General features: G+C 64.5%; 25 protein-coding genes. 15 read left to right on the forward strand and 10 right to left on the reverse strand.

Annotated elements, in window-relative coordinates; genetic code table 11:
* Positions 1 to 37 precede the first annotated feature (37 nt).
* A complete protein-coding gene (locus G5S42_RS16680; RefSeq protein WP_176107761.1) occupies positions 38 to 964 on the reverse strand; it encodes a LysR family transcriptional regulator in 927 nt (308 codons plus the stop codon).
* A gap of 107 nt (positions 965 to 1,071) precedes the next feature.
* Here G5S42_RS16680 and G5S42_RS16685 point away from each other — a divergent pair, with 107 nt between their 5' ends.
* On the forward strand, positions 1,072 to 1,947 hold the full coding sequence (locus G5S42_RS16685) for an aldo/keto reductase family oxidoreductase (RefSeq protein ID WP_176107762.1): 876 nt from the start codon (positions 1,072 to 1,074) through the stop codon (positions 1,945 to 1,947).
* Positions 1,948 to 2,041: 94 nt separating this feature from the next.
* Here the strand turns inward: G5S42_RS16685 and G5S42_RS16690 are convergent, their stop codons facing one another.
* Positions 2,042 to 2,935, reverse strand: coding sequence for a LysR family transcriptional regulator (locus G5S42_RS16690; protein WP_176107763.1), 894 nt, complete (start codon positions 2,933 to 2,935; stop codon positions 2,042 to 2,044).
* 107 nt (positions 2,936 to 3,042) lie between these two features.
* On the opposite strand from G5S42_RS16690, the gene G5S42_RS16695 reads away from it, so the two are divergent.
* Both G5S42_RS16695 and G5S42_RS16700 read left to right on the forward strand, forming a co-directional pair.
* Positions 3,043 to 3,417 (forward strand): carboxymuconolactone decarboxylase family protein, encoded by a 375-nt coding sequence (locus tag G5S42_RS16695; RefSeq protein ID WP_176107764.1) that lies wholly within the window; start codon positions 3,043 to 3,045, stop codon positions 3,415 to 3,417.
* Between the two features lie 3 nt (positions 3,418 to 3,420).
* Entirely contained in the window at positions 3,421 to 4,425 is a 1,005-nt protein-coding gene (locus G5S42_RS16700) for an aldo/keto reductase (protein WP_176107765.1), read from the forward strand.
* A gap of 37 nt (positions 4,426 to 4,462) precedes the next feature.
* Here the strand turns inward: G5S42_RS16700 and G5S42_RS16705 are convergent, their stop codons facing one another.
* On the reverse strand, positions 4,463 to 5,371 hold the full coding sequence (locus G5S42_RS16705) for a LysR family transcriptional regulator (RefSeq protein ID WP_176107766.1): 909 nt from the start codon (positions 5,369 to 5,371) through the stop codon (positions 4,463 to 4,465).
* A 70-nt stretch (positions 5,372 to 5,441) separates the two neighbouring features.
* Here G5S42_RS16705 and G5S42_RS16710 point away from each other — a divergent pair, with 70 nt between their 5' ends.
* Together G5S42_RS16710 and G5S42_RS16715 are read left to right on the forward strand one after the other, a co-directional pair.
* Complete coding sequence (locus tag G5S42_RS16710) at positions 5,442 to 6,266, forward strand: NAD(P)H-dependent oxidoreductase (protein WP_176107767.1); 825 nt, start codon at positions 5,442 to 5,444, stop codon at positions 6,264 to 6,266.
* 156 nt (positions 6,267 to 6,422) lie between these two features.
* Positions 6,423 to 7,283 carry an alpha/beta hydrolase gene (locus G5S42_RS16715; protein WP_176107768.1) on the forward strand — a complete coding sequence of 287 codons (861 nt, stop codon included), beginning with the start codon at positions 6,423 to 6,425 and terminating at the stop codon, positions 7,281 to 7,283.
* 22 nt (positions 7,284 to 7,305) lie between these two features.
* Here G5S42_RS16715 and G5S42_RS16720 read toward each other — a convergent pair whose 3' ends face one another.
* Positions 7,306 to 8,598, reverse strand: coding sequence for an aspartate carbamoyltransferase (locus G5S42_RS16720; protein ID WP_176107769.1), 1,293 nt, complete (start codon positions 8,596 to 8,598; stop codon positions 7,306 to 7,308).
* 438 nt (positions 8,599 to 9,036) lie between these two features.
* On the opposite strand from G5S42_RS16720, the gene dapA reads away from it, so the two are divergent.
* On the forward strand, positions 9,037 to 9,945 hold the full coding sequence (gene dapA, locus G5S42_RS16725; protein WP_176107770.1) for a 4-hydroxy-tetrahydrodipicolinate synthase: 909 nt from the start codon (positions 9,037 to 9,039) through the stop codon (positions 9,943 to 9,945).
* Here the strand turns inward: dapA and G5S42_RS16730 are convergent.
* Positions 9,938 to 12,022: a putative bifunctional diguanylate cyclase/phosphodiesterase gene (locus G5S42_RS16730; RefSeq protein WP_176107771.1), complete on the reverse strand. Its 2,085-nt coding sequence runs from the start codon at positions 12,020 to 12,022 to the stop codon at positions 9,938 to 9,940. The genes dapA and G5S42_RS16730 overlap by 8 nt on opposite strands.
* 152 nt (positions 12,023 to 12,174) lie before the next feature.
* A complete protein-coding gene (locus G5S42_RS16735) occupies positions 12,175 to 12,630 on the reverse strand; it encodes a rhodanese-like domain-containing protein (RefSeq protein ID WP_176107772.1) in 456 nt (151 codons plus the stop codon).
* A gap of 108 nt (positions 12,631 to 12,738) precedes the next feature.
* On the opposite strand from G5S42_RS16735, the gene ftrA reads away from it, so the two are divergent.
* The 3 genes from ftrA to G5S42_RS16750 all read left to right on the forward strand — a co-directional run bounded on the left by ftrA (position 12,739) and on the right by G5S42_RS16750 (position 15,164).
* Complete coding sequence (gene ftrA, locus G5S42_RS16740; protein WP_176107773.1) at positions 12,739 to 13,698, forward strand: transcriptional regulator FtrA; 960 nt, start codon at positions 12,739 to 12,741, stop codon at positions 13,696 to 13,698.
* The gene (locus G5S42_RS16745) at positions 13,695 to 13,871 is read left to right on the forward strand and encodes a hypothetical protein (RefSeq protein ID WP_176107774.1); all 177 of its coding nucleotides are present in this window, start codon (positions 13,695 to 13,697) and stop codon (positions 13,869 to 13,871) included. Before ftrA ends, G5S42_RS16745 begins: the two co-directional genes overlap by 4 nt.
* A 75-nt stretch (positions 13,872 to 13,946) precedes the next feature.
* Positions 13,947 to 15,164: a DUF2252 domain-containing protein gene (locus G5S42_RS16750; RefSeq protein ID WP_176107775.1), complete on the forward strand. Its 1,218-nt coding sequence runs from the start codon at positions 13,947 to 13,949 to the stop codon at positions 15,162 to 15,164.
* Between the two features lie 188 nt (positions 15,165 to 15,352).
* Here the strand turns inward: G5S42_RS16750 and G5S42_RS16755 are convergent, their stop codons facing one another.
* The 3 genes from G5S42_RS16755 to G5S42_RS16765 form a co-directional block, all read right to left on the reverse strand.
* Positions 15,353 to 16,831 carry a DASS family sodium-coupled anion symporter gene (locus tag G5S42_RS16755; protein WP_176107776.1) on the reverse strand — a complete coding sequence of 493 codons (1,479 nt, stop codon included), beginning with the start codon at positions 16,829 to 16,831 and terminating at the stop codon, positions 15,353 to 15,355.
* Positions 16,832 to 16,883: 52 nt separating this feature from the next.
* Positions 16,884 to 17,831 (reverse strand): lactate/malate family dehydrogenase, encoded by a 948-nt coding sequence (locus G5S42_RS16760; protein ID WP_176107777.1) that lies wholly within the window; start codon positions 17,829 to 17,831, stop codon positions 16,884 to 16,886.
* Positions 17,832 to 17,896: 65 nt separating this feature from the next.
* Complete coding sequence (locus G5S42_RS16765; protein WP_176107778.1) at positions 17,897 to 18,862, reverse strand: helix-turn-helix domain-containing protein; 966 nt, start codon at positions 18,860 to 18,862, stop codon at positions 17,897 to 17,899.
* 95 nt (positions 18,863 to 18,957) lie between these two features.
* Here G5S42_RS16765 and G5S42_RS16770 point away from each other — a divergent pair, with 95 nt between their 5' ends.
* Positions 18,958 to 20,202 carry a DUF1479 domain-containing protein gene (locus tag G5S42_RS16770; RefSeq protein ID WP_176107779.1) on the forward strand — a complete coding sequence of 415 codons (1,245 nt, stop codon included), beginning with the start codon at positions 18,958 to 18,960 and terminating at the stop codon, positions 20,200 to 20,202.
* 82 nt (positions 20,203 to 20,284) lie between these two features.
* Entirely contained in the window at positions 20,285 to 20,440 is a 156-nt protein-coding gene (locus G5S42_RS16775) for a hypothetical protein (protein WP_176107780.1), read from the forward strand.
* A 120-nt stretch (positions 20,441 to 20,560) separates the two neighbouring features.
* Here the strand turns inward: G5S42_RS16775 and G5S42_RS16780 are convergent, their stop codons facing one another.
* On the reverse strand, positions 20,561 to 20,947 hold the full coding sequence (locus G5S42_RS16780; RefSeq protein WP_176107781.1) for an ester cyclase: 387 nt from the start codon (positions 20,945 to 20,947) through the stop codon (positions 20,561 to 20,563).
* Positions 20,948 to 21,267: 320 nt separating this feature from the next.
* On the opposite strand from G5S42_RS16780, the gene G5S42_RS16785 reads away from it, so the two are divergent.
* The 4 genes from G5S42_RS16785 (at position 21,268) to G5S42_RS16800 (ending at position 25,898) form a co-directional block, all read left to right on the forward strand.
* The gene (locus tag G5S42_RS16785; RefSeq protein ID WP_176107782.1) at positions 21,268 to 22,686 is read left to right on the forward strand and encodes a GH1 family beta-glucosidase; all 1,419 of its coding nucleotides are present in this window, start codon (positions 21,268 to 21,270) and stop codon (positions 22,684 to 22,686) included.
* A gap of 94 nt (positions 22,687 to 22,780) precedes the next feature.
* Complete coding sequence (locus tag G5S42_RS16790) at positions 22,781 to 24,019, forward strand: ABC transporter substrate-binding protein (RefSeq protein WP_176107783.1); 1,239 nt, start codon at positions 22,781 to 22,783, stop codon at positions 24,017 to 24,019.
* A gap of 8 nt (positions 24,020 to 24,027) precedes the next feature.
* A complete protein-coding gene (locus G5S42_RS16795) occupies positions 24,028 to 24,984 on the forward strand; it encodes a carbohydrate ABC transporter permease (RefSeq protein ID WP_176107784.1) in 957 nt (318 codons plus the stop codon).
* Complete coding sequence (locus G5S42_RS16800; RefSeq protein WP_176107785.1) at positions 24,981 to 25,898, forward strand: carbohydrate ABC transporter permease; 918 nt, start codon at positions 24,981 to 24,983, stop codon at positions 25,896 to 25,898. The genes G5S42_RS16795 and G5S42_RS16800 overlap by 4 nt, the downstream gene beginning before the upstream one ends.
* The last annotated feature ends 1 nt before the right edge of the window (position 25,899 follow it).

Raw genomic sequence — 25,899 nt, forward strand, 5'->3', positions numbered from 1 at the left:
CGGCACGATTCGCCGCGATTGCCGTGGTGTGAGCAAGTCAAGCGCGTGCCACGTCGTCGTTCAGCACATCGGTTGAGTCGGCCTTCAGGAAATCGACGAACGCGCGCAGCGGCGCGGGCACATGACGATGGCCCGGATAGTACAGGAAGGGCCCTGAAAACCGCTGCCACCACGGTTCGAGAATCGCTTCGAGCGCGCCGCTGTCCAGATGCGGGCGCAGCATGTCTTCGAACAGGTGAATGATCCCGAGACCCGCGACCGCGCCGCTGACCGCGAGGTCGATCGCGGCGCCAGGCCGCACCAGCAGCGGTCCGGTCGGATTCAATTGCAGCAGCTCGCCATCGCGCTCGAAGTACCAGGTCGGCATCGCTCCGCTCGCGAACTGGCCGCGCAGACAGGCATGCGCGAGCAGTTCGCTGGGATGCTCCGGACGGCCGTTCGCGTCGAGATACGCAGGCGACGCGGCGGTCGCGAAGCGCTGCACGCGTGCGCCGATCGGCACCGCGATCATGTCCTGCTCGAGGCGCTCGTCGTAGCGAATGCCCGCATCGCAACCGATCGACAGCACATCGACGAAACCATCCTCCACGACGACCTCGACGCGAATGTCCGGGTACTGCTTCAAAAAGCGCGCGAGCACGTCGGGCAGCACGATGCGCGCGACGCTCGACGGCACATTGAGCTTCAGCGTGCCGGTCGGCTTGTCGCGAAAGCCGTTCAGCACATCGAGCGCCGCTTCCATTTCGCCGAACAGCGGCGTCAGCTTCTCGATCAGACGCAGCCCGGCTTCGGTCGGCGCGACGCTGCGCGTGGTGCGGTTCAACAGGCGCAGCCCGAGTTTCGTTTCAAGACGCCGCACCGCGACGCTCAGACTCGACGCCGACACGCCGCTCACGCGCGCCGCGTCGCGAAAGCCGCCCGCGCGGCAAACCGACACGAAGGCGGCCAGATCATTCAGTTCCATGACGATTGATTGTGCAGAATTTTGAACAACCCGTACAAGTTAGACCCGTTTATTCAACAACGCAATTCCGGCGATACTGCCGCTCATCACTTCACAAGGAGATCGTGATGCCGAACTTCAGCTCCATCGACACTTTCGTGCTAGCCGGCCGTGCGGTGCGGCGCATGGGCTACGGCGCGATGCAGCTGGCCGGCCCCGGCGTATTCGGGCCGCCGAAAGACCGCGACGCAGCGCTCGCGGTGCTGCGCGAGGCGGTCGCGTCGGGCGTCGACCACATCGATACCAGCGATTTTTACGGGCCGCACGTGACCAACCAGGTGATCCGCGAGGCGCTGCACCCGTACCCGCGCGATCTGACGATCGTCACGAAGGTCGGCGCGGTGCGCGACAGCGCCGGCGCCTGGCTGCCGGCGCAGGAGCCCGCCGATCTCGAGCGCGCGGTGCACGACAATCTTCGCAACCTCGGGCTCGATGCGCTCGACGTGGTCAACATGCGCGTGATGGGCAACGTGCACGAGCCGAGCGAGGGCTCGATCGAAAAGCAGGTCACGGCGCTCGCCGAACTGCGGCAGCGCGGGCTCGTGCGTCATATCGGCCTGAGCAACGTGACGGCCGCGCAGATTGCCGAAGCGCAGCGCATCACGAAGGTCGTGTGCGTCCAGAACCATTACAACCTCGTGCATCGCGACGACGATGCATTGATCGATGCGCTCGCGGAGCAGGGCATTGCCTACGTGCCGTTTTTTCCGCTGGGTGGCTTTACGCCGATTCAATCGTCGGAGCTGTCGGAGCTTGCGCGCAAGCTCGAGGCGACACCGATGCAGGTCGCGCTTGCCTGGCTATTGCATCGGGCGCCTAACATTCTGCTGATTCCGGGCACGTCTTCGGTGGCACATCTGCGCGAAAACCTGCAGTCGGCGAAGTTGAAGCTCAGCGACGAAGTGCTCGATCAACTGGATGCGATCGGCGCTGAAAAGGGCTGAAGGTCGGCTTTGCACCATGCGTCGTTTGCAACGGGCGACGGCGGTCCGGATCTGCCGTCGCCCGCCCGAATCGCGTTGACGGCACGGCGGCGCTCTACGGCCGATACCGCAGCGCGTCGATCAACATCACGAGCGCTCTCGACGATTGCCGGCGGCTCGGGTAATACAGGTGATAGCCCTGAAACGTCGGGCACCAATCCTTGAGGACCTGCTTTAGTTGCCCAGCGGCGACATACGGCCGTGCCAGATCTTCCGGCACATAAGCGAGGCCGCCTCCGGCGAGCGCTGCGCTCAGCATCTGTCCGGTGCCGTTGAACACGAGCTGACCTTCGACGCGCACCTTCAGTTCGTGTCCATCCTTCTCGAACTCCCACGCGAACAGACCGCCGTAAGTCGGCAGGCGCAGATTGATGCAATTGTGTTCGGTCAGGTCCTGCGGTTTTCGCGGGCGCTTGTGCTTCGCGAAGTAGCCGGGCGCGCCGACCACCGCCATGCGCAGGTCCGGCGCGATGCGCACCGCGATCATGTCTTTCGCGACCTGATCGCCGAGACGGATGCCGACGTCGTAGCGTTGCGCGACGATATCGGTCAGCCCGAAATCGATGACGACTTCCACCTTGATGTCGGGGTACTCCGGCAGCAGTTGCGCGAGTTTCGGCTGCAGGATCGTGTTCGCCGCATGCTCGTCGGTCGTGATGCGGATCGTGCCGGCGGGTTTGTCGCGCAGTTCGCCCAGCGCCGCGAGTTCTTCCTCGATCTCGATGAAACGCGGTGCGACGCTGTTCAACAGTCGCTCGCCAGCGGGCGTAGGCGAGACGCTGCGCGTGGTGCGCGTGAGCAGACGAATGCCGAGCCGCGCTTCGAGGCCGCGCATCGTATGGCTCAGCGCCGATTGCGACACGCCGAGTTTGGCGGCCGCTTTGGTGAAGCTGCGTTCGCGGGCGACCGCGATGAACGCGAGCAGGTCGTTGAAGTTTTCGCGCGGCATTCATGAATCCCGTTCATGAGGTTTTGCCGATTCTACCGGCTAGTCGCATCTGCGCGCAGCGATTAGATTTGGAAGCTACGCAGGTAGATCGAGCAGGAGCTCAGGCAATGACGAATCACGCAGAGACGAAATCGAAATCGGAAGCGCAGCCCAGCACGGCTCGCAATGCATTCGGCGATGTCGCACCGGCACTGGCGGACTACACCGACCGGATTCTCTTCGGCGAGGTGTGGGAGCGTCCGGGGCTGTCGCCACGCGAGCGCAGCTTGATTACGGTGGCGAGCCTTGTTGCGCTCTATCGCAGCAACGAACTGCCGTTTCATATCGGCAAGGCGCTCGATAACGGCGTTACGCGCGATGAGCTGATCGAGCTGATCACGCACCTCGCATTTTATTCGGGCTGGCCGACCGCGAGCACCGCGCTTGCGGTGGCACGGCAGGTTTTCGCAAGCCGCGACGCCGGGGTGCGTAAAGGAGACTGACGGATGGATTACCACTATCTGGGCCGCAGCGCCCTCAATGTGTCGCCGCTATGTCTTGGCGCGATGATGTTCGGCGGCGAGACCGACGAGGCGACATCGGCGCGCATCATCGACAAGGCCTACGATCAGGGCGTCAATTTCATCGACACGGCCGACGTCTATCACGCGGGCCGCTCCGAGGAAATCGTCGGCCGTGCGATCGCGGGACGTCGCGACGACTGGGTCGTCGCGACCAAGTTCGGCTTTCCAGCCGCGTCTGGGCCGAACCGGCAGGGGCAGTCGCGCAAGTGGATCATGCAGTCGGTCGAGGCGAGCCTGAAGCGGCTCGGCACCGACTATCTCGACATCCTGTACTTTCACCGCGCGCTCGACGATGCACCACTCGAAGAGGGCGTGCGCGCGATCGCGGATTTGATCCGCGAGGGCAAGGTTCGTTATTTCGGCGTGTCGAATTTTCGCGGCTGGCGCATCGCCGAGATCGCACATCTGGCCGATCAATGCGGGATCGACAGGCCCGTCGCGAGCGAGCCGCTGTACAACCTGGTCGACCGCAGCGCCGAAGTCGAGCAATTACCGGCCGCGCAACACTACGGGCTCGGCGTCGTATCGTATAGCCCGCTCGCGCGCGGCGTGCTCAGCGGCAAATACTCGCAAGATGTGCCGCCGCCTGCCGACTCGCGCGCCGGCCGCGGCGACAAGCGCATCCAGCAAACGGAGTGGCGTCCCGAGTCGCTGAAGATCGCGCGGACCATCGCCGAACATGCGGCACGGCGCGGCACGACGTCGATAGCGTTTGCGCTGGCATGGGTGCTGCACAACCGCCTCGTCACCAGCACGATTGCCGGGCCGCGTACCGAGGCGCACTGGGACAGCTACATGGAAGCTTTGCAATTTCAACTCGGTCCCGACGATGAACAACTCGTCGACAGTCTGGTTGCGCCGGGGCATGCATCCACGCATGGTTATACGGACCCCGGCTATCCGGTCAAAGGGCGGCGCGTTGCGTGAAGCGCGCGCCGGGGTGCACGGAGCGATTGCACGCCGTTCACACCGACGCCGCAATAAACTCGCGCAACCATTGATGCGCGGGATCGCGATGCACACGCTCATGCCAGAGCATCGCCATCTCGTAGCCCGGCACCTCGACCGGCGGCTCGACCATCCGCAATGTGTCCGAGCCGCGCACGAGACGCGCGGGCAGCATCCCCACGAGATCGGTGCTCGCGAGCACCGACTGCATGAACAGAAAGTGCGGCACCGACAGCACGACCTTGCGCGCGAGCCCCAGCTTAGCGAGTGTCTCGTCGGTGACGCCGAAAAAGCCGCCGCCATCGGGCGATACGATCACGTGTTCGAGCTTGCAGAACTGCGCCAGAGTGGGCCGGCGCTTCAGCTTCGGATGACCCGCGCGGCCGACCAGCACGTAGCGCTCGGCAAACAGCACGCGACGGCGCAAGCCTTCGGGCGCGCCTTCGCTGGTATGAAAGCCGATATCGATGTCGCCCTGTTCGGCCTGGCGAGCGAGCCGCGGCGGCACCGCCTCGACGATCGCGAGACGCGTGCCGGGTGCCGCCGCGCGCAAGCCCGCCAGCATCGGCAGGATGATCGTCGACTCCGCGTAGTCCGTTGCGGCGATGCGCCAGGTTTGCGTCGCCGCGGCCGGATCGAACGGGCTGGTTGGCGCGACCGCGCGCTGCAGTGTTTCGAGCGCTTCGCGTAGCGGCTCGCGCAGTGCCTGCGCTTTCGCGGTGGGCCGCATGCCGCGCGGTCCGGGCAATAGCAGCGGATCGCCGAATACGTCGCGCAGTTTCGCCAGATGCACGCTGACCGACGGCTGCGAGAAGTTCAGCCGTTCGGCGGCGCGAGTCACGTTGTGCTCTTCGAGCAGCACATCGAGCGTGACCAGCAGGTTCAGGTCGAGTCTTCTGGGATTAACCACGGCAATACCTGACATGTTCGGAATTCATTTCCAATATACCTCGGCGATGACTATCGTGACTGTTTTCAGCCACGAAGGTCTCGTCATGAACGTTCTTATCATCTATGCGCATCCCGAACCGAAATCGTTGAACGGTTCGCTGAAGGACTTCGCAGTCCGTCATCTCGAGCGGGCCGGCCATACGGTGCAGGTGTCCGATCTGTACGCGATGAACTGGAAAGCGTCGCTCGATGCACACGACACCAGCGAGCGTCATAGCGCCGAGCGCTTTTTCGCGTCGCTCGAATCGAAGCATGCGTTCGAGAACGGCTTGCAGCGCGAGGACATCGCGCGCGAGCAGGACAAACTGAAGTGGGCCGATGCGGTGATCCTGCAGTTTCCGCTGTGGTGGTTCTCGATGCCGGCGATCATGAAGGGCTGGGTGGAGCGCGTCTATGCGTACGGTCTTGCGTACGGCGTCGGCGAACATTCCGATGCGCGCTGGGGCGAGCGTTACGGCGAGGGCCGTTTCGCGGGCAAGCGCGCGATGCTGGTCGTCACGACGGGCGGGTGGGAGTCGCACTACAGCGCGCGTGGCATCAACGGTCCGATCGACGACGTGCTGTTCCCGATCCAGCACGGCGTGCTGTATTACCCGGGCTTCGACGTATTGCCGCCGTTCGTCGTCTATCGCACGAGCCGTGTCGACGACGCGAAGTATGCCGAGGTCAGCGCGGCGCTCGGGCGACGGCTCGACACGCTGTGGACGAGCGCGCCGATCGCGTTCCGGCCGCAAAACGGCGGTGCGTATGAGATTCCGGCGCTCACATTGCGGGACGATCTGGCGCCGGGGCAGGTTGGGTTTGCCGTGCACGTCGAAGATGTCGGCGCGGCGAGCGCATCGCAAGCGAACCAAGCGGCTGAAGCCTGACTGGATCGTATGTTTCGCTGAAATTTGGTTGTAAGTCGCCATTGCTAGAGTCGTCGGCGGACACAGGCAGAAGCATGCCAGGACGGCTTTATTCTGGATGCCTGACGAAGGTAAGCAGCCGGAACGTAGCTGAATCGAGCGGAAGGGCGACCCACCATGAATCCAGTTCGTAGGTTCTGGCTCATTTTGATGCTGATCGCATCGCCGGCGTGGGCGTTCCAGTCGCGCGTCGTCACGATCCCGAGCGCGGCGATGCATCGTACGTTCGACGCCACCGTCGTGCTGCCCGATCAGTACGCGCGCGGCAACCAGGCCGCGCGCTTTCCGGTCGTCTATGTGCTGCACGGCTCAGGCGGCGACTACACGGACTGGACCGCGAATTCGCATATCGGCAAGCTCGCCGATCGCTATCACGTGATCCTCGTGATGCCCGACGGCGGCCGCGATAGCTGGTACATCGATAGTCCCGTCGATCCGCGCAGTCGCTATGAAACCTACGTGGGCACCGAAGTGGTGGGCTATATCGACAGCCATTTCCGCACGATCGCGACGAGGCAGGCGCGCGCGATCACGGGCTTGAGCATGGGTGGATTCGGCGCGCTACGCATCGCGCTCGACATGCCCGATGCGTTCGGCGCGGCGGGCAGCATCAGCGGTGCGGTGGACCCGCGCAGCAGCGAGGACGAGCCCGGCATCGCACGGGTGTTCGGCGACCCATCCCAACATGCGGACTTCTGGGATAGCGAAGCGATCGTCGCCAGCGCGGAGGATTTCGGCCGCGACCATATCGCACTGACGATCGATTGCGGCATGAACGACTCGCTCGTGCAGTCGAACCGTCTGCTGCACGAGCGGCTCGTCGAACTCGGCGTGCCGCACGATTACGCGGAGCGGCCCGGCGGCCATACATGGAAGTACTGGTCGAACGCGGTCAAATACCAGGTGCTGTTCTTTGCCGGCACGTTCAGGCAGGCGGCGCGCGAAGTGCGTGACGCACGCGCCGCGGCCGCGGCTTGAGCGGCGCACGCGGCTGTCCGCGTCAATCGATTCCGTGAAATACCGCGTCGTCCGGTCCCAGGTAGACGGGCGGGCGCCATGTGGCATCGCGCATCGAATGCTGGACCTGTTTGTCAACGCCGAGCAGTACCGCGAAAATCGCCATTCGCACCGGAATGCCGTTGTCGGTCTGCCGGAAAATCGCGAGCCGTGAATCGTGGTTGAGGTCGGTGCTCAGATCGTTCGCGCCGGGGCGGCTGTCGCGCGGCAGCGGATGCATGATCAGCGTGTCGGCGCCGCACACGCTATCGACGAGCGCCTGGTTGATCTGGAAGTCGGGCGTGTAGCCTTCGAACGATTCGTCGGCGAAGCGCTCCTTCTGGATGCGCGTCGCATACACGACGTCGGCGCCGCGCAGACCGGTGCGCAGGTCATGCGTCTGTTCGATCACGTGACCATTGCGCGAAATCTGCTCGACGATATAGCCCGGCATTTCGAGCATCGGCGGCGAAATCAGCGTGAACTTGATGCCGCGATACAGCGCCAGCAGCTTCACGAGCGAATGCACGGTACGTCCGTACTTGAGGTCGCCGACCAGCGCGATATGCGCGCCGTCGACGATCTTGCCCAGGCGCGAGAACTCACGCTGGATCGTGTACAGATCGAGCAGCGCCTGGCTCGGATGCTCGCCGGGACCGTCGCCGCCGTTGATCACCGGCACGTTGGTCGCGCGCGCGAATTCGGCGACCGAGCCTTGCTCCGGGTGGCGGATCACCAGCGCGTCGACATAGCCGCTCATCACGCGGCTCGTGTCGTAGATCGATTCGCCCTTCGCCATCGAAGAAAACGTGAAGCCGGTGGTGTCGCACACCGAGCCGCCGAGCCGGCAGAACGCCGCGCCGAAGCTCACGCGGGTACGGGTGCTCGCCTCGAAGAACAGATTGCCGAGCACCGCGCCTTCGAGCACGCGCGAGATTTTGCGGCGCCGCGCGATCGGCTGCATGATGTCGGCGACGCGAAAGAGCGCCTCGACCGAGTCGCGCGAAAACTGATCGACCGACAGCAACTGCGGCTTGCCCTCGAACAGCATCTGGCTTGCAAGCGATTGCGAGTCTACGCTTTGCGTATATCCTTCGCCCGGCTCCGTATTGGCGACGATCTCCGACACGAAGCGCTCGACGATTTCCGGCATCGCCCGCGATTCCTGCGAGTCGTCCGGCAGCAGCCACGTATCCAGCGCCCGGCGCGACACGCCGATGCGGTTAGCGAACGTATCGCGCGTCATGTTCAGGCGACGCATCGCATCGCGTAGGAAGGCTTGTTGCGGAACGCTCATGAGGGCACCTGTCGCAAGTGTGGGGTCGGCGGGAGTCAGACAGCAAAACGCGTTGATGTACGCGGTGCGTATATTAGTTGCCGGCGCGTAGATGTCAAGCGTTTTCCTGCGCGAGCTGCTTCATGACGCGCCGAAGGCCCCGTGGCGCGGGTTTCGCGGTTACACTGCGGCTCATGCACTCCGGCCCTATGTTCCCGCTCCGTTCGTCGACCTTCGCCCGCGCCACTTTGGCGAGCGCGGCGGTTGCACGCGCGAACGGTGTTTCGCGTAACGTCGGCGCCAAAGCCAAAAAACAGCCGCTCATCTGACCGGAGCGCGCAGTTCCGTCGTCAGATGTGCGACGGAACGACCGGTCGACCGCCCGCCTGCGGCTTTCTCCTGTGTTCTCCCTCGCACCGCTGACCCGGATTCGATACGGTCGTCATCGAGGTAGAAAACATGTCTGATTTCTCGGGTATCTGGATTCCGCTGATTACGCCGTTCGCCGACGGCGCCGTCGATCACGCCGCGTTGCGCGCGCTGGTGCGCCGCTATGCGGACACTGGCGTGGCTGGGCTCGTCGCGCTCGGCACGACCGGCGAGCCCGCCACGCTCGACGCCGCCGAACAGGACGCCGTGCTCGCGACGATTCTCGACGCCGCGCAGGCCGACGCCGACGCCACCGACGCCACCGACGCGCAGCGGCGTCCGTTGCCTGTGCTGGTCGGCGTCTCGGGCAATCACACGGCGAGCATGCTCGCGCGGATAGAGCAGTTGAATCCGTTGCCGATTGCCGGCGTGCTGATCGCCGCGCCGTATTACACGCGGCCCGCGCAGGACGGCATCGTCGCGCATTTCAGCGCGCTGGCCGACGCGAGCGCGCATCCGGTCGTGCTCTACGACATTCCGCAGCGCACCGGCGTGTGGCTCGAACTCGACACGCTGCTGACGCTCGCCGCGCATCCGCGAATTCAGGCGATCAAGGATTGCGCCGGTTCGCTCGACACGACGCTCGCGCTGATTCGCGACGGCCGTCTGCAGGTGCTCGCGGGCAACGACCTCGAGGTCTTCTCGACGGTGTGCGCGGGTGGCAGTGGAGCGATCGCGGCATCCGCGCATTGGCGGCCCGAGCGCTTCGTCGCGCTGTACCGCGCGTTGACGGAGGGCAAGCTCGACGAAGGACGGCGCATTTTTCACGCGCTCGTGCCGCAGATCCAGTTCGCGTTCGCGGAACCGAATCCCGCGCCGATGAAGGCGCTGCTCGCGGCGACGGGGTGGGTGCGCAACGAACTGCGCTTGCCGATGACGCGCGCGAGCGCGGCGTTGACCGAACGGCTCGCGGCGTTGGGAGAGACGCTGCCTAGATAGCCACTCCGCTCGCGCCCATCGTTCTGCTGCGTAGCATGGCGCCGAAGTCGTCGGCGCTGACTGGCTTGCCGAGCAGGTAGCCCTGCATTTCGTCGCACATCATCGAGCGCAGCTTGTCGAGCTGCGATTGAGTCTCGACGCCCTCGGCGACCACGTCCATTTCGAGTGAGTGCGCGAGCGCGATGATCGCCGACACGATCGCGCTGCCCGCCGCGCCGTTCGCGTCGAGACCGTGGGTGAAGAAGCGGTCGATCTTCAGCTGCTTCACCTGAAAGCGCTGCAGATAGGCGAGGCTCGAATAGCCGGTGCCGAAGTCGTCGATCGAGATGTCGAAGCCGCTCGCCTGAAACGCGCGGATCACTTCGACGGTGCGCGCGGCGTCCTGCATCGCGACGCTCTCGGTGATCTCGAACATGATCTGCTCGCAGGCGACACCCTCGTTCCTGACGATCTCCTGGATCGTCTCGACGAGGTCCGGCTGCAGCAACTGACGCGGCGACAGATTGATCGCCACCTTCATCGCCGGCAGGCCCTGTTCGATCCAGCCGCGAATGCGCCGGCAGGTCTCGCGCACGACCCAGTAGCCGATCTGCACGATCTGCCCGGAGCGCTCGGCGACCGGGATGAATTCGGCCGGCGTCAGCGCGCCCAGCTCCGGATCGTGCAGGCGGATCAGCGCCTCGGCGCCCGCGAGCGCGTCGCCGCCGTGCTGAAACTTCGGCTGGAACAGCAGCGAAAAACGCTCGTTCGCGAAGGCGTCGTGCAGCACTTGCTGGATCTGCAGCGTGCGCGTGGCGGCCTCGTTCATGCTGCGCTCGAAGAAGCGGTAGGTGCCGCGGCCGGCGCGCTTCGCTTCGTACATCGCGGCGTCCGCGTGCTGGAGCAGCGTCTCGACGCTCTCGCCATCGCGCGGATAGAGCGCAATGCCGATGCTTGGCATCACCTGCAGCGGTTGTTCGTCGCTCCACGTGCCCTGGCGCATCCGCTCGAGCACGCCGTCGGCGAGCGCGGCCGCGTCTTCGCCGCAGGTAAGATGTTCCGCGAGCACGACGAACTCGTCGCCGCCGAGCCGCGCGACGGTGTCGCTCGAACGCACGCATTGCTGCAGACGTTGCGCGAAGGCGGACAGCACCGCGTCGCCGGCCGAGTGACCGAGCGAATCGTTGATCGTCTTGAAGCCGTCGAGATCCATGAACAGCACCGCGAACGACGAGCGCTGGCGGCGCGCGACGCTAATCGCGCGCTCGATCCGCTCGGTCAGTGTCGCGCGGTTCGGCAGGCCCGTCAGCACGTCAAGCGTCGCGAGCCGCACGATCTGGCCGTTCAGCTTCGACACCGCGCCGAGCAGGAAGGTGGTGCGCACGTCGAAGCGCGACAGCATCAGCGTGACGATCAGCACCGCGAACGTGAGCAGGATCACCGCGGTGGCGAGCCATTGCGCGTCCATGTCGTTGGCCGCGCCGCAGATCGCACCGGGCGCGAAATCCGCGGCGCCCATCGCCGTATAGTGCATGCCGCTGATCGCGACGCCCATCACCAGCGCCGCGGCCAGACGTTTGCGCGCGATATGACGCTCGTGTTCATTGCTGAGCGCGCGCGCCATCCACAGCGCGGCGCTCGATGCGCCGATCGCGATCGCGATCGAGGCCGCGAACCATACAGGCTGATAGTGGATGGCGGGCGCCATGCGCAGCGCCGCCATCCCGGTGTAGTGCATGCCGGCGATACCGATTCCCATCACCACGCCGCCCGCCAGCAGCCGGGCAGGCGTCAGGCGTTGCTGGGTCGTCAGGAAGAGCGCCAGATACGAAGCGCCGATCGCGAGCGCCAGCGAACAGGCGGTCATCGCGATGTCGTAGCCGAGCGGGATCGGCAGCGAGAACGCGAGCATCGCGACGAAGTGCATCGACCAGATGCCGACGCCGAGCGCGAACGCGCCGCCGAGCCGCCAGGCATGCCGCCGGCGCGCCGAGGCGAGCAGGAAGATGCGGCCCGTCAGATCGAGCGCGGTGTACGACGCGAGTGTGGCGACCGCGAACGAAATCGCCACGAGCCATAAATTGTAGGAACTCTGCATGTTGGGTTCGCCGCGCGAGGAATGCGGCTTGACATCTTATCGGCACTCTTAGCATTTTGTTTAACTTATTTGCGCCTTTCCAACAGGGGCCAAAACGGGCTCGCGGACGAAGGCGGAGCCGCACTGGAAGGCTTGTCCGAGGGCGGGCCGCGCTATGCGGCGGAGCGCGGGTCGGACGACGGATTGGCGTCCTGACGGCTGAGCGCGAAGCCCTCGTCGAGCCAGCCGGTGACGCCGCCCGCCATCAGCTTGACGGGCCGCCCAAGCCGGGCGAGCCGCAGTGCGCCGCGCGCCGCGCCGTTGCAGTGCGGGCCCGCGCAGTAGGTGACGAACAGCGTGTCCGGCGCATAGGCCGCGAGCTTCGTCGCGACGATCTTGCCGTGCGGCAGATTCAGCGCGCCTGGCACGTGGCCCTGCGCGAACAGCGCGGGACTACGCACGTCGAGCAGCACGAAGCCGGGCGCGCCGCTCGCGAGCGCGGCGTGGACGTCGGCGCAATCGGTTTCGAAGCGCAGCGACGCGTGGAAGTGTGCGATCGCGGCGGCGCTGTCGGCGGCGGGAATCGCGGTGACGGCGTTCGGAGCGGTGGTGAGGTTGTCGTGAGTCATGGCAAGGAACGAGGAGTTGATCGGGTGGTCTGGTGGCCGAGTCGATTGTGACGAGCGGCGGGTCACCCGGTAAGTGGCGTGATCGTCAATCTTCGGTAACATCGCGCCATGCACAATCATCTCGTCGTCGCGCTGGCCTACGACCGGCTCTGCACCTTCGAATTCGGTTGCGTGACGGAACTGTTCGCGCTCGAGCGTCCCGAGCTCGGCGTGCCGTGGTATCGCTTCGCGGTCTGCGCGGGCGAGCCCGGTCCCATCCGTGCGGCGGGCGGCATCACGCTGGCCGCGCCGTACACGCTGAAGCTGCTCGCGAGCGCCGACACGATCGTGATTCCGGGTTGGCGCGATGCCGACGAAGTGCCGCCGGCCGCGCTGCTGCGCAGGCTCCGCGCGGCCTACGAGCGCGGTGCGCGGCTGTGCTCGATCTGCTCGGGGGTGTTCGTGCTCGCGGCGGCCGGCGTGCTCGACGGCAAGACCGTGACGACCCACTGGCGCTACGCGGACAAGTTGCAGCAGCGCTATCCGCAACTGCGCGTGCGGGCCGACGCGCTGTATGTCGATGAAGGGCAGGTGATCACGTCGGCGGGATCGGCGGCCGGGCTCGACATGCTGCTGCATCTGGTGCGGCGCGATCATGGCAGCGCGGTCGCGAATCGGGTCGCGCAACGGCTCGTAGTGCCGCCGCATCGCGAGGGTGGCCAGGCGCAGTTCGTGCCGCGTCCGATGCCGCACGACGAAAGCGGACGCATCGCGAAGCTGATGGACTGGATGCGCGGCCATGCGGCCGAGCCGCATACGCTGAGTTCGCTGGCCGGGCGGGCGGCAATGAGCACGCGCACGCTGCAACGGCAGTTCCGCGACGCGACCGGCACGGCGCCCTATGAATGGCTCGTCAGGGAGCGCGTCGCGCTTGCCCGTGAGTTGCTCGAAGCCGCCACGCCGCTGCCGATGGCGCGCGTCGCCGAGCTGGCGGGGTTCGGCTCGGAGGAGTCGTTGCGGCGGCATTTTCGGCGGATCGCGTTGACGAGTCCCGGGGCGTATCGGCGCAGGTTTAGCGGGGAGGGGTGAGCGCGCGCGGAGCGCGGCCGCATCGGCGGCGGCGCCTGCGGCAGGAAACGTGGACGGCGCTCAGGAATGCGGCGGCCGCCCAGCCGGCGCCGATCACGGCGCTCGTCGCGACCTCGATCAACGAAGTGCGCAGCGCGCAGGGTTCGCTGAATCCGCGCCGAACCCGGCATTGAATTCGCGGCAAGCGCCGAGGTCACAGCAGCAGGCACGCAGCTCACGTCGAGCTTGCTCATTCAACGGAACCCGCTATGTCCGACATCGCAAAGATCATCGCCAGCTTCAACGCCGGGCGCGACCCCGAACGGCTCGCGATGAAATACAAAGCCATGCGCGGCTCGCCGTTCGTGTTTTTGCGCGGCACCTGTCATCTGTTCTATCAGCGACTGCCGCGCGCGAACGTCCTCGACGACGCGCCGCACGTGTGGATCTGCGGCGACATGCACCTCGAAAATTTCGGCAGCTACAAGGGCGACAATCGCCTCGTCTACTTCGACAACAACGACTTCGACGAAGCCTGTCTCGCACCGGCTCCGTACGAGCTGGTGCGTCTGTTGACGAGCGTGCTGGTCGGCGCGGCCGACCTGAAGCTGAGCCGCGCTGAAGCGCTCGCGCTATGCCACACCGCGCTCGATGCCTACGGCGCCGCGCTCGCGTACGGCAAGTCGCGCTGGATCGAAGCGGAGACCGCGGTCGGCATGGTGCGCGATCTGTTCGTCGCGCTCGCGAGCCGCACGCGCGCCGCGCATCTGGACCGGCGCACGGTGCTCAAGGGCAAGACGCGCATGCTGAAGGTCGACGGCAAGAAAGCGCTGCCGGTCAGCGATGAGCGGCGCGCGGCGGTCGTGCAGTTCATGCAGCGGTACGCGGCGACGGAGCCGAATCCCGACTTCTACCGCACGCTCGATGTCGCGCGACGCATCGCGGGCACGGGCAGCCTCGGTGTCGATCGCTACGTGATTCTGGTCGAGGGCAAGGGCTCGCCCGACGGCAACTACCTGATCGATCTGAAAGAGGCGCTGTCATCGTCGGTCAGTGCTCACGTGAGCGCAACGCAGCCGAAGTGGCAGACCGAGGCGCAGCGTGTCGTCGAGGTGCAGCGGCGCAATCAGGCGGTCTCGCAGGCCTTTTTGCACGCGGTCGAATTCAATCAGCGCTCCTATGTGCTGCGCGGTTTGCAGCCATCGGAAGATCGCGTCGCCCTTGCCGACTGGGACGGTAAGCTGCCGCGGCTCGAAGCGGTGATCAACAGCATGGCCGAGTTGAGCGCGTGGGCGCATCTGCGCAGCGGAGGACGGCAGAAGTCGGCGATCGCGGACGATCTGATCGCGTTTGGCAGTCGGCGCGATTGGCAACTGCCGTTGATCGATCTGGCCACGCAGTGCGAGGCACAGGTCGCGGCGGATTGGAAGGCTTATTGCGAGGCTTATGACCGGGGGAGTTTCGAGGCGAGCGGCGCGGGCCAGTAGACGAGCTTCGTCTCGCCAGCCTGCGAGAGCGTTTTAGCGCCGCTGACGGCGTCGCGGTGATCGGCGCCGCTCGATGACGAGCTGGGAAGTTGCGCGAGTCAGGCCCGCTCGCGATTGACGAAGCGGGAAGCGCAGCAGAATCACGTGCGCGCGGGCCGTCCGGTCCGCGCGTCGAAAGTCGCGTTGTCTCATATGTGCCCCAGCAACTTCCACCAAAGCGGCCCAACCACCAGCCAGGCGACCATGTAAAACAGGCTCATCAGAAAGCCCGCCTTCCACCATTCACCCTGGGTCACGTAGCCCGCGCCGAACATCACCGGACCGGAGCCGATGCCATATTGCGTCAGGCAACCGTTCACATTGCTGAGAATGCCGAGCGAGACCGCGGCGACGAAGGGCGGGACGCCGGCGGCGACCATCAGCGCCATCGAAAGTGGAAACAGCGCGCTGATATGCGCGGTGGCGCTGGCGAAAAAGTAGTGAATGTAAACATAGATCGCCGCCACCAGCATATAGACGGCCAGCATCGGAAAGCCCGCGAGATGCGCGCCGAATTCCTTGCCGAACCAGGCCACCATGCCATATTCGTTGAGCTTGGAGGCCAGCATGATGAGCAGGCCGATCCAGATCATCGTGTCCCAGGCGGACTTCTCGTTCAGCGCGTCCTGCCAGGTCAGCACGCCGCTGATGAACAGCAACGACACGCCGATTGCCGCCGCGAGTGTCGCGCCGATGCCGAGATCGTCGCCAAACACCCACAGCACCAGCAAGCCGACGAAGATGCACGCCATGATGATTTCTTTGACCGAGATGGAGCCCATCGTCGCGAGCTCCCGTTGCGCGAGGTCGGTCGCATCGGGGGTGCGTCTGACATGCGGCGGGGCGATCCACAGCATCGCGATCGGAATCACGGCGAGGCACAGCAGACCGGGGATGGACGCCGCCAGCGCCCAGTCGAGCCAGCTGATCGACACGCCTTGGTCCGCGGCCAGCTTGACCGCCAGCGGGTTGCCCGCCATGGCCGTGATGAACATACCCGCCGTGATGATGTTCGCGTGAAAGGCGCAGAGGATCAGATAGCGTCCCACCTTCGCGCGTGACTCCGGATCGTCGGCGTGGCTGCCTAGCACTTCGGAAATCGCTCGCGTGATAGGCAACATCACGCCGCCCGCGCGCGCGGTGATGCTCGGCATCGCGGGGGAGATCACGAGTTCGGTCAGCACGAGCCCGTAGCCGAGCCCCGTCGTGCGCTTTCCCAGCAATCGCATGAACAGGAGCGCGATCCGGCGGCCAAGGCCGGTCTTGATCACGCCGCGTGAAATGAAAAACGCGAGCATCACGAGCCAGACGAGGTCGGTGCCGGTGGATCGGGTGACGTCGGCGAACGTCAGGACGCCGACCAGCACGCCGATGGTCGAGCCGATGATGGCAACCACCGACATCGGCAGCGGGGCGGTCATGATGCCCGCAATGGTCGCGACGAACACGGCGAACATATGCCAAGCCTTCGGCTGCAGGCCGGCGGGCGCGGGCAGAAACCACAGCACGAGGCCGACCGCGACCGGCACCAGATATTTCCAGATGCCCGCCGGCAGTCCGACCGAGGGCTTCGGCGTGGCGGGCGGGGAGCTGGTGGGCTGTGAAACCTTGGCAGGTGTGGGAGCCATGATGGACCTCGTGCCGGCGTTGCTGGGTCTTTTCGGAGTGCGCGAGAAAGCGTCACCGCTCGTGAAGCACGCTTTGCGTCGCCTCCTTGACGATGCGCGCGCTGCCCAGCAAGGCCTCGCGCTCGATAGGGTCAAGTTCAGGATAGGCGATCAGGCGCGCGCCCGCGCCATTGACGACCATCGGCAGCGACACGCACACGTCCGGTACGCCTTCCACTTCGGGCTGGACGATGCCGACCGTCAGGATCAGATCCATGTCGTGCACGATGGCCTCGCAGATCCTGCCTATCGCGCTGGCGATGCCGTAATGGGTGGCGCCTTTGCCTTCCTTGATGAGCTTGGCCGCCTCGTGAACGGAGCGCAGGATCAGATCCCTGCTGGCGGGGCCCAGCTCCTTGCCGTTCCTCGTCAGGAAGGTTTCGAGGGGCATGCCGCAGACGGTCGCGGCGGACCACTGGATCACCGCCGATTCGCCATGCTCGCCGAGCACATAGGCGTGAATCGCGGAGGCCACCACGCCGAGCCGTTCGGACAGCAGGGAGCGCAGCCGCCCGGTGTCGAGCGAGGTGCCGGTGCTGATGACGCGCTCGCGCTCGCCACGCAGCTGGTCGTACACGGCGCCGGTCAGAACGTCGCACGGGTTGGTTGCGATCAGGTAGATGGCCTCGGGCGCGAGCGGTGCAATGCGCCCGACGATTTCGGTCGCGATCTCCGCATTGGTTCTGGCGAGGTGCAGGCGCGTCTCACCGGGTTTTACCCCGGCGCCGGCCGTGATCACGACGATGTCGGCGTCGCGCGCGTCTTCGTAGTCCCCTGCGCGGAACCGGCTGTGCCCCCAGAATGCCGCTGCATGGGCGAGATCCAGAGCCTGCCCTTCAGCGCGCACCCGCGCGACGTCGATGATGACGACTTTCGCGCTCGGAATGGCCAACGCCACGAACAGGGCTGCCGATCCCCCAACCAGTCCCGCGCCGACTATAACGATCTTGGCCTGCCGCATCGCGAACCTCGTCAAGTTCGGGTTTCACCCCCGAAGCATAGTCGCACGCGCGCGTTTGTCATCAATCAGACCTTAGTCCTACACGGCGGCCGCACGTTTTTCCGCCTCTGGAGAGAAGGCGAGCGCTCGGTGAGTTGCGGCGACATCGGTTGCCCGGCACGCCGCGCGCCTGCGAACTGGTGCCTGAATTCAACCGGTGTCATGGCCTTGGCGGCTTTGAATTGCCGGTTGAAATTCGCCACGTTTGCAAACCCGGAGCGTGTCGCAATGACGGAAATCGGCGCTTGCGTGTCCGTCAACATCCGGCACGCGTGGCCGATTCGCACACGCGTCACGTAGCGCCCGACGCTCTCGCCAAGATGCTGCGTGAAATGCCGCGTCAAAGAGCGCTCGGACAGCCCCGACGCCTTGGCAAGCGCGGAAAGCCGCAGCGGATGCGCGAACTGTGTCTCGATCAATGCGAGCGCGCGATTGAGCTGATCGGATTCGTGGCCAGTGGCTGCGCCGGTCCGCGCAGCGAATGCGCTTGGGGATGCGAGCGGCGTGGCGGGAAGCGTCGACAGCAGATCCAGCACGTCGAGCGCCGCCTGCAAGCGTTCGCGCGGTTTGTCGGACAGCAGGCGGTCCAGGTGCTCGCGCATGCGCGTGCCGGCACCCTCTTCGAATGCGAGGCCGCAGGCCGCTCTGCGCAACAGGTCGCAGAGGCTGTTGTATTCGGGGCAGACATCGGCGAGTCGCCGCAACCACGCGCCGTCGAACCAGACGACGATCGCGACCTGCGGGTGCGCCGCGTCGATCGAGCGGTTCGAGGCCCAGGTGTGCGGCAGATTCGGCGGCACCAGCACCAGATCGTCCGCGCCGTAGGTCGCGACCGAGTCGCCGATGTACCGCTTGCCCTGACTGTTCATCGTCAACGTCAGCTCGTACTCGGGATGGTGGTGCCATTCGAAAGGGATGCGGGGCAGCCGGCGGTGATAAACCCTGACCGAACAGTCCCGGCCAAAATCCACATGTTCGAAAGCGGCTTTCATGTCCGAAATCGTCAAATCTTTGACCGGATAGTATCACGCGCGCACTTCTCGTTCGCGTACGCTTCAAGCATCAGAAACCCCATGGAGACGATGCAATGGCCTTGCAAATCGACGATCTGCCGGCAGCCAGCCGTCAAGCGAAGCGCGAACTGCGCGCAATGCTGCCGAACTACCGTGAAGTGTTCGCCGACGTCGCAGCGGCGATGACGAAGGAGGCCGAGCGAATCGCAACGCTGCGTGAGCGCGGCGAGCCGGTGATTCCGGAAATCCAGTTCGCCGACATCGTCGCGAACCGCGTCACCGACGAGCAGATCGCGCTCGTCAAAGCTCGCGGCGCCTGCGTGATCCGCAGGGTGTTCGACCGGTCGCTCGTCGAGCAATGGGATCAGGACATCGCGGAATACGTCGAGCGCAACGACCTCGACGCCAAGCTGCTGAATCGCGCGGAAGACAAGTACTTCGGCCAGCTCGCTTCGAGCAAGCCGCAAATCTACGGCGTGTACTGGTCGAAGCCGCAGGTGCTCGCGCGCCAGTCGAGCGCGCTCACCCAGGCCCGCGTGTTCCTGAACCGGCTGTGGCGCACCGAGAGCGAAGGGCGCGTGCATTTCGATCCGAACCATGTGCCGGTGTATGCGGACCGCCTGCGTCGCCGGCCGCCCGGATCGGAATCGCTCGGATTGTCCGCCCATTGCGACGGTGGTTCGGTCGAGCGCTGGATCGAGCCGAATTTCCGCAATGTCTATCGCCATGTGTTCTCTGGCCACTGGCGCGACTACGATCCGTTCGATGCCGCGTGGCGCACCGAAGTCGAGGAGATCGCTTCGCCGGCCGTCTGTTCGATGTTCCGCACGTTCCAGGGCTGGACCGCGCTGACGCCGCAAGGTCCGGGCGACGGCACACTGCAATTGGTGCCGATGGCGAACTCGATGGTCTACATCCTGTTGCGCGCGCTTCAGGATGATGTTGCCGAAGACGATCTGTGCGGAGCGATGCCGGGGCGCGCGCTGTCGATCAAGTCCGAGTATCACGCGCCGCTGTTTCATGCGCTGTCGTCGATTCCGTTGATGCAGGCGGGCGACACCGTGTTCTGGCATAGCGACGTCATTCACGCGGTCGAGGACGAGCATCGCGGCAACGGTTATAGCAACGTGATGTATATCGCTTCGCTGCCGGCCTGCGCGAAAAACGATGCGTACCTGAAGCGGCAACTGCCGAGCTTTCTCGAAGGCAGGAGCGCGCCGGATTTTCCGGCCGATAACTTCGAAGTCGATTTCGTCGGCCGCGCGACGGCGGACGATCTCACCGAGCTTGGCCGTGCGCAGATGGGCTTCGATTCGTGAGCGGAAAGGACATGGCTGCCTCTGGACCGGGAGCGGAACTTGCTGCCATTTCAGCATGGCAACGACCCAAGGAGGACCGGCCATGGCCACCACACCGAACAAGGACGAAAACCCGCTCCGGCCGGATGAGTCCGACGTCGTGCAGACGGATCTGCCCGACATCGGTCCATCGCAGGATCCGGACGCGCCGCCGCTCGATCCCGACATCGACCCCGATCGCGAAGACGACAAGCCGTAGACGAGCGCATTCGCTCGATAAATAAAATAGATGTGCCGCTGGGCGGTTCAGTGCGGCGTCAATCGTGGCGACGGGCTGATGCCACGGCGCAGCGCGTGAGCGCGGCGTGTCCCTGCGCCGCTACAACTGACTCTCGATCGCGGCTTTGTCGATGACCGACCAGACTTGCTGGATCTTGCCGTCACCGAACTCGTAGAAGACGTTCTCGCAGAACTCGACGCGTTTGCCTTGCACGGGAAGCCCGAGAAACATGCCGATGGGCGTGCAATCGAAATGCAATCGGCTTGCGATATGCGGCGGCTCGCAAACCAGCATCTGAATCTCGAAGTGCAGGTCCGGAATTTCGCGGAAATCTCTTTCCAGCATCTCGCGATAGCCGGGCAAACCGATTCGTTGTCCGTTGTACTTCACCTCTTCACCAACGAAGTCCCGCAGCTTTGACCAGTCCTGCGTGTTCAGACAGGCGATATAGCCGCGGTAGAGTTTCGACAGATTGAATTCGCTCATCGCAATCGTCTTCCATGCCTAGGTAGATAAGCAGATTGTCGGCGATCTGGGATTTAGCGTTGAATGGCGGCTCGGGATCTTCGTCTGAAGCCGCAACCATCCGCTGCAGTCGAACGACCTCGATGCACCCCGCATCACCCTCGCACGGATGCGAGAAACCCTCTCCAGACAAACCCGGATTGCTGCTCCGATTTCGCCACTGTTATCGTTCACTCGACAGTGTGGAAGCGCTTCCACTTAAGCGTTCCCAGTAAGTTCGAACGAGAGCGCATCGAGTTCCGCCACACCCGGTTCAACGACCTCATCGCAGGAGAGAATCCGTGGTAAACAACGCATCCGCAGTCGTCGACGCCGAACAACCAAGCGCTCACGGCGACCCGCATTCCGATCCATTCACACCGCCCGCCGATTCGTCGCTATGGCGCCAGGATTTCCTGCTCGGCGCGGCCACCGCGTCGTATCAGATCGAAGGCGCGGTCAATGAAGACGGCCGCCTGCCGTCGATCTGGGACACGTTCTCGGCCACACCGGGCAAGGTGCTCGCGGGGGACACCGGCGCCGTCGCATGCGATCACTATCATCGCTGGGAACAGGACGTCGATCTGCTCGCGGGCCTCGGCCTCGAAGCGTACCGGCTGTCGACCGCATGGCCGCGTGTGATGGACGAAAACGGCGCGCCGAACCACAAGGGACTCGACTTCTACAAGCGCCTGCTCGGGCGGCTAAAAGAGAAGAACATCACGACTTTCGTCACGCTGTATCACTGGGATCTGCCTCAGCATCTCGAAGATCGCGGCGGCTGGCTCAATCGCGAAACCGCGTACCGTTTCGTCGATTACGCGGATCTGATGAGCCGCGAACTGCACGGCTTCGTCGATGCGTGGGCGACGCTCAACGAACCGTGGTGTTCGGCGTATCTCGGCTACGGCAACGGTCATCACGCACCGGGACTCTCGAACCTGCGTTTCGCCGCGCAGGCCATGCATCATCTGCTGCTCGCGCACGGTCTCGCGATTCCGGTGCTGCGCGCGAACGATCCGCGTTCGCACAAGGGCATCGTCGCGAACGTCGGGCGCGGCACGCCGAATAGCGACAGCGCCGCCGACCGTCGCGCGGCCGAACTGTTCGAAGTTCAGCACAACGCGTGGATTCTCGATCCGCTGTTCAAGGGCGAGTATCCGCAGGACCTGGTCGAGCTGTGGCCGGGCAGCGAGCCGCTGGTGCTCGAAGGTGATCTGCAGACGATCAATACGCCGCTCGATTTCCTCGGCATCAACTATTATTTCCGCACCAACGTGGCGAGCGACGGCGGTCATGGATTCAAGGACGTGCCGCTTGCAGATGTCGAGCGTACGCAGATGGGATGGGAGGTTTACCCCGAGGGTCTTCGCGATCTGCTGACCGGCTTCAAGGACACCTATGCCAATCTGCCGCCGATCTACATCACCGAGAACGGCATGGCATCGGACGACAAGGTCATCGACGGCCGCGTCGAGGACACGCAGCGCATCTCGTTCCTGAAGCGCCATCTCGCCGCGGTCGATCAGGCGATCAAGGCGGGCGTCGACGTGCGCGGCTATTTCCTGTGGTCGCTGATGGACAACTTCGAGTGGGCTTTCGGCTATGAGCGGCGCTTCGGCATCGTGCACGTCGACTACCAGACGCAGAAGCGCACGATTAAACGCAGCGCGGAGCTGGTGTCGAAATTCCTCGAAGATCGCAAGGCGCAGGCGCAATAAACACAATCAAAACGACGCAGCAACGATGTAAAACCGGGTGGAGCTGGTTGGTATTTCGACTTGACACACGGGCGCGGAGCCTGGAGGAGACGGAATGAACAGCAACAGAATGGTCTTGCGAGGCGTAGTTGCGGCACTGGCGCTGTATGGCGTCGTCGCGCACGCGGAGCCGCTCAAGGCTAACGTGATTCACTGGTGGACCTCGGGCGGCGAGTCGGCCGCAATTCGTCAGTTTGCCGTCGCGTACGACAAGGCCGGCGGCCAATGGGTCGACAACGCGGTCGCCGGCGGGGACCAGGCGCGCGCCACCGCGATCAACCGCATCGTCGGCGGCGATCCACCCACAGCCGCACAGTTCAATACGTCAAAGCAGTTCCATGATCTGATCGATCAGGGACTCCTGAATAACGTCGACGACGTCGCCGCGAAAGAAAACTGGAACGGCATTTTTCCGCAATCGATTCTCGACAGCATCCGCGTGAAGGGCCATTTCTACGCGGCGCCGGTCGACATCCATATGCCGGCGTGGTTCTTCTACTCGAAGCCGGTGTTCCAGAAAGCGGGCATCGCGAGCGAGCCCAAAAGCTACGACGAATTCATCGCCGATCTCGGCAAGCTGAAGAGCGCGGGCGTGATTCCGCTCGCGTTCGGCGGCCAGCCGTGGCAGGAGAAGATCACGTTCGACGCGGTGCTCGCCGATGTGGGCGGCCCGGACCTGTATCTGAAGGTCTATCGCGATCACGATCAGAACGCGGTGAATTCCGAGGCGTTCAAGAAGGTGCTCGTGTCGTTCAAGAAGCTGCACGATTTCGTCGACCCGGGCTCGCCTGGCCGCAACTGGAACGACGCGACCGCGCTCGTGACTTCGGGCAAGGCCGGCATTCAGATCATGGGCGACTGGGCAAAGGGCGAGTTCGTCGCGGCGAATCAGACCGCGGGCAAGGACTTCGGCTGCTTCCCGGGCTTCGGTCCGCGTTCGCCGTACCTGGTTGCGGGCGACGTGTTCGTGTTCCCGAAGACCGACAGCGCGTCGGCGATCAAGGCGCAGAATCTGCTCGCCACGGTGATGACCTCACCGACCGCGCAGGTGGCGTTCAGCGCGAAGAAGGGCTCGATTCCGATTCGGGGTGACGTGGATGAAAGCAGCCTCGACATCTGCGCGAAGGAGGGCATCGCGATCATGAAGGACAAGTCGCGCCAGTTGCCGAACCCGGAAATGCTGCTGTCGCCCGATACGCAGGGTGCGCTGACTGACGTCGTGACGAACTTCTGGAACAAGAACGAGTCCGTCGACGACGCGCAGAAAGCGTTCGCCAGCGCACTGAAGGGCTAGGCCTCGCCATGCACGCGCTCAAGCTGCCAGCCGAGGGTTCGAACCCACCGGGCAAGTCGCAACCCAGGCCGCGAAACAAGCCGCTGAACCGGCGGTTTTCGATCGCGGTCTGGCTGGCCTTGCTGCCGATGCTCCTGACCGTCGTGTTCACGTATCTGGGCACGATGGTCTGGACCGCACGCGTGTCGTTCAGCAATTCGCACACGTTTCCGTCGAACGACTTCGCGGGCCTCACGCAGTACGTACGGCTGTTCCACAACGACCGCTGGCTGATGTCGCTGCAGAACATCGTGATCTATGGCGCGTGCTTCATCGTCGCGTGCATGGTGATCGGTTTGCTGCTGGCGATCTTCATCGATCAACGGGTGGTTGCGGAAGGCGCGTTGCGCACGGTGTTTCTGTATCCGTACGCGATGTCGTTCGTTGCGACCGGGCTCGTGTGGCAGTGGATTCTGAATCCCTCGCTCGGGGCGCAGCAGGTGCTGCGCAACCTCGGCTTCCCGCATGCGCGCTTCGACTGGATCGTCGATCAGGACTGGGTCATCTACACGATCGTGATCGCGACCGTCTGGCAGGCTTCGGGCCTCGTGATGGCGCTGCTGCTCGCGGGCTTGCGCGGCATCGACGAAGAGTTGTGGAAAGCCGCGCGCATCGACGGCATTCCACGCTGGCGCGTGTATGCGAGCATCGTGGTGCCGATGCTCGGACCGTCGATCTCGACCGCGTTCGTGTTGCTGTTCGTGATGGTCGTGAAGCTGTACGACGCTGTCGTCGCGATGACCCAGGGCGGCCCCGGCACCGCCAGCGAAGTGCCGGCCAAATTCATCATGGACTATCTGTTCGGACGCGCGAATATCGGCCTTGCGTCGGCAGCATCGATTGTGCTGCTCGCGACGGTGCTCGCGGTTCTCGCGCCATTCTTCTATGCACGCAGCCGTGCGGCGCTGCGCGGGGAGAGAGGATGAACACGCTCGATTCCACGCTCAAAGGCGGCCTGCCGCAGCGCGCGCGCACGCGGCCTCGCCGTTCGGTGTTCTCGCCGGCGCGCCTCGGCATCTACGCGTTCCTGCTGACCGCCGCGGTGTTTTTTCTGTTGCCGCTCTACGTGATGCTGGTCACGTCGGTCAAACCGATGAGCGAAATCCGCCTCGGCAATCTGCTTGGGTTTCCGATGCATTTCACGCTGGACGCGTGGGTTGCCGCATGGCAGTCGGCCTGTACCGGGCTCGATTGCAACGGCATTCGGGTCGGCTTCTGGAACTCGGTGCGCATCGTCGCGCCGAGCACGGTGCTGTCGATCATGGTCGGCGCGGTGAACGGCTACGCGCTGTCGTTCTGGCGGCCGCGCGGCGCGGGCCTGCTGTTCGGCGTGCTGCTGGTCGGCGCGTTCATTCCGGTGCAGGTGATGATCTATCCGCTCGTGCGGGTGCTCGCGAGCGTGCATCTGTTCAGCTCGCTGCCCGGCATCGTGCTGATTCACACGATGTTCGGCATGCCGGTGATGACGCTGCTGTTCCGCAACTACTACGCGTCGATTCCGCAGGAGCTGTTCAAGGCCGCGCGCATCGACGGCGGCAGTTTCTGGCGCATCTTCTTTCAGCTGATGCTGCCGATGTCGACACCGATCATCGTCGTCGCGCTGATCATGCAGGTCACGAACATCTGGAACGACTACATTCTGGGTCTCGTGTTCGCCGGCACGAAGAATCTGCCGATGACGGTGCAACTGAACAACATCATCAACACGACGACCGGTGAGCGGCTCTACAACGTCAATATGGCGGCGACCATTCTGACGTCGATGGTGCCGCTCGCGGTTTATTTCATCTCGGGCCGCTGGTTCGTGCGCGGCATTGCGTCGGGCGCCGTCAAGGGGTAAG

This window comes from Paraburkholderia youngii, assembly GCF_013366925.1.
Taxonomy (GTDB): domain Bacteria; phylum Pseudomonadota; class Gammaproteobacteria; order Burkholderiales; family Burkholderiaceae; genus Paraburkholderia; species Paraburkholderia youngii.

Coding starts and splice junctions, on each gene's coding strand:
- G5S42_RS16770 (WP_176107779.1), top strand. CDS start 18,958: ATGGCCTTGCAAATCGACGATCTGCCGGCAGCCAGCCGTCAAGCGAAG.
- G5S42_RS16730 (WP_176107771.1), bottom strand. CDS start 12,022: ATGCAGAGTTCCTACAATTTATGGCTCGTGGCGATTTCGTTCGCGGTC.
- G5S42_RS16755 (WP_176107776.1), bottom strand. CDS start 16,831: ATGGCTCCCACACCTGCCAAGGTTTCACAGCCCACCAGCTCCCCGCCC.
- G5S42_RS16735 (WP_176107772.1), bottom strand. CDS start 12,630: ATGACTCACGACAACCTCACCACCGCTCCGAACGCCGTCACCGCGATT.
- G5S42_RS16775 (WP_176107780.1), top strand. CDS start 20,285: ATGGCCACCACACCGAACAAGGACGAAAACCCGCTCCGGCCGGATGAG.
- G5S42_RS16695 (WP_176107764.1), top strand. CDS start 3,043: ATGACGAATCACGCAGAGACGAAATCGAAATCGGAAGCGCAGCCCAGC.
- G5S42_RS16760 (WP_176107777.1), bottom strand. CDS start 17,831: ATGCGGCAGGCCAAGATCGTTATAGTCGGCGCGGGACTGGTTGGGGGA.
- dapA (WP_176107770.1), top strand. CDS start 9,037: ATGTCTGATTTCTCGGGTATCTGGATTCCGCTGATTACGCCGTTCGCC.
- G5S42_RS16705 (WP_176107766.1), bottom strand. CDS start 5,371: ATGTCAGGTATTGCCGTGGTTAATCCCAGAAGACTCGACCTGAACCTG.
- G5S42_RS16710 (WP_176107767.1), top strand. CDS start 5,442: ATGAACGTTCTTATCATCTATGCGCATCCCGAACCGAAATCGTTGAAC.
- G5S42_RS16680 (WP_176107761.1), bottom strand. CDS start 964: ATGGAACTGAATGATCTGGCCGCCTTCGTGTCGGTTTGCCGCGCGGGC.
- ftrA (WP_176107773.1), top strand. CDS start 12,739: ATGCACAATCATCTCGTCGTCGCGCTGGCCTACGACCGGCTCTGCACC.
- G5S42_RS16800 (WP_176107785.1), top strand. CDS start 24,981: ATGAACACGCTCGATTCCACGCTCAAAGGCGGCCTGCCGCAGCGCGCG.
- G5S42_RS16780 (WP_176107781.1), bottom strand. CDS start 20,947: ATGAGCGAATTCAATCTGTCGAAACTCTACCGCGGCTATATCGCCTGT.
- G5S42_RS16715 (WP_176107768.1), top strand. CDS start 6,423: ATGAATCCAGTTCGTAGGTTCTGGCTCATTTTGATGCTGATCGCATCG.
- G5S42_RS16690 (WP_176107763.1), bottom strand. CDS start 2,935: ATGCCGCGCGAAAACTTCAACGACCTGCTCGCGTTCATCGCGGTCGCC.
- G5S42_RS16750 (WP_176107775.1), top strand. CDS start 13,947: ATGTCCGACATCGCAAAGATCATCGCCAGCTTCAACGCCGGGCGCGAC.
- G5S42_RS16700 (WP_176107765.1), top strand. CDS start 3,421: ATGGATTACCACTATCTGGGCCGCAGCGCCCTCAATGTGTCGCCGCTA.
- G5S42_RS16795 (WP_176107784.1), top strand. CDS start 24,028: ATGCACGCGCTCAAGCTGCCAGCCGAGGGTTCGAACCCACCGGGCAAG.
- G5S42_RS16720 (WP_176107769.1), bottom strand. CDS start 8,598: ATGAGCGTTCCGCAACAAGCCTTCCTACGCGATGCGATGCGTCGCCTG.
- G5S42_RS16790 (WP_176107783.1), top strand. CDS start 22,781: ATGAACAGCAACAGAATGGTCTTGCGAGGCGTAGTTGCGGCACTGGCG.
- G5S42_RS16685 (WP_176107762.1), top strand. CDS start 1,072: ATGCCGAACTTCAGCTCCATCGACACTTTCGTGCTAGCCGGCCGTGCG.
- G5S42_RS16765 (WP_176107778.1), bottom strand. CDS start 18,862: ATGAAAGCCGCTTTCGAACATGTGGATTTTGGCCGGGACTGTTCGGTC.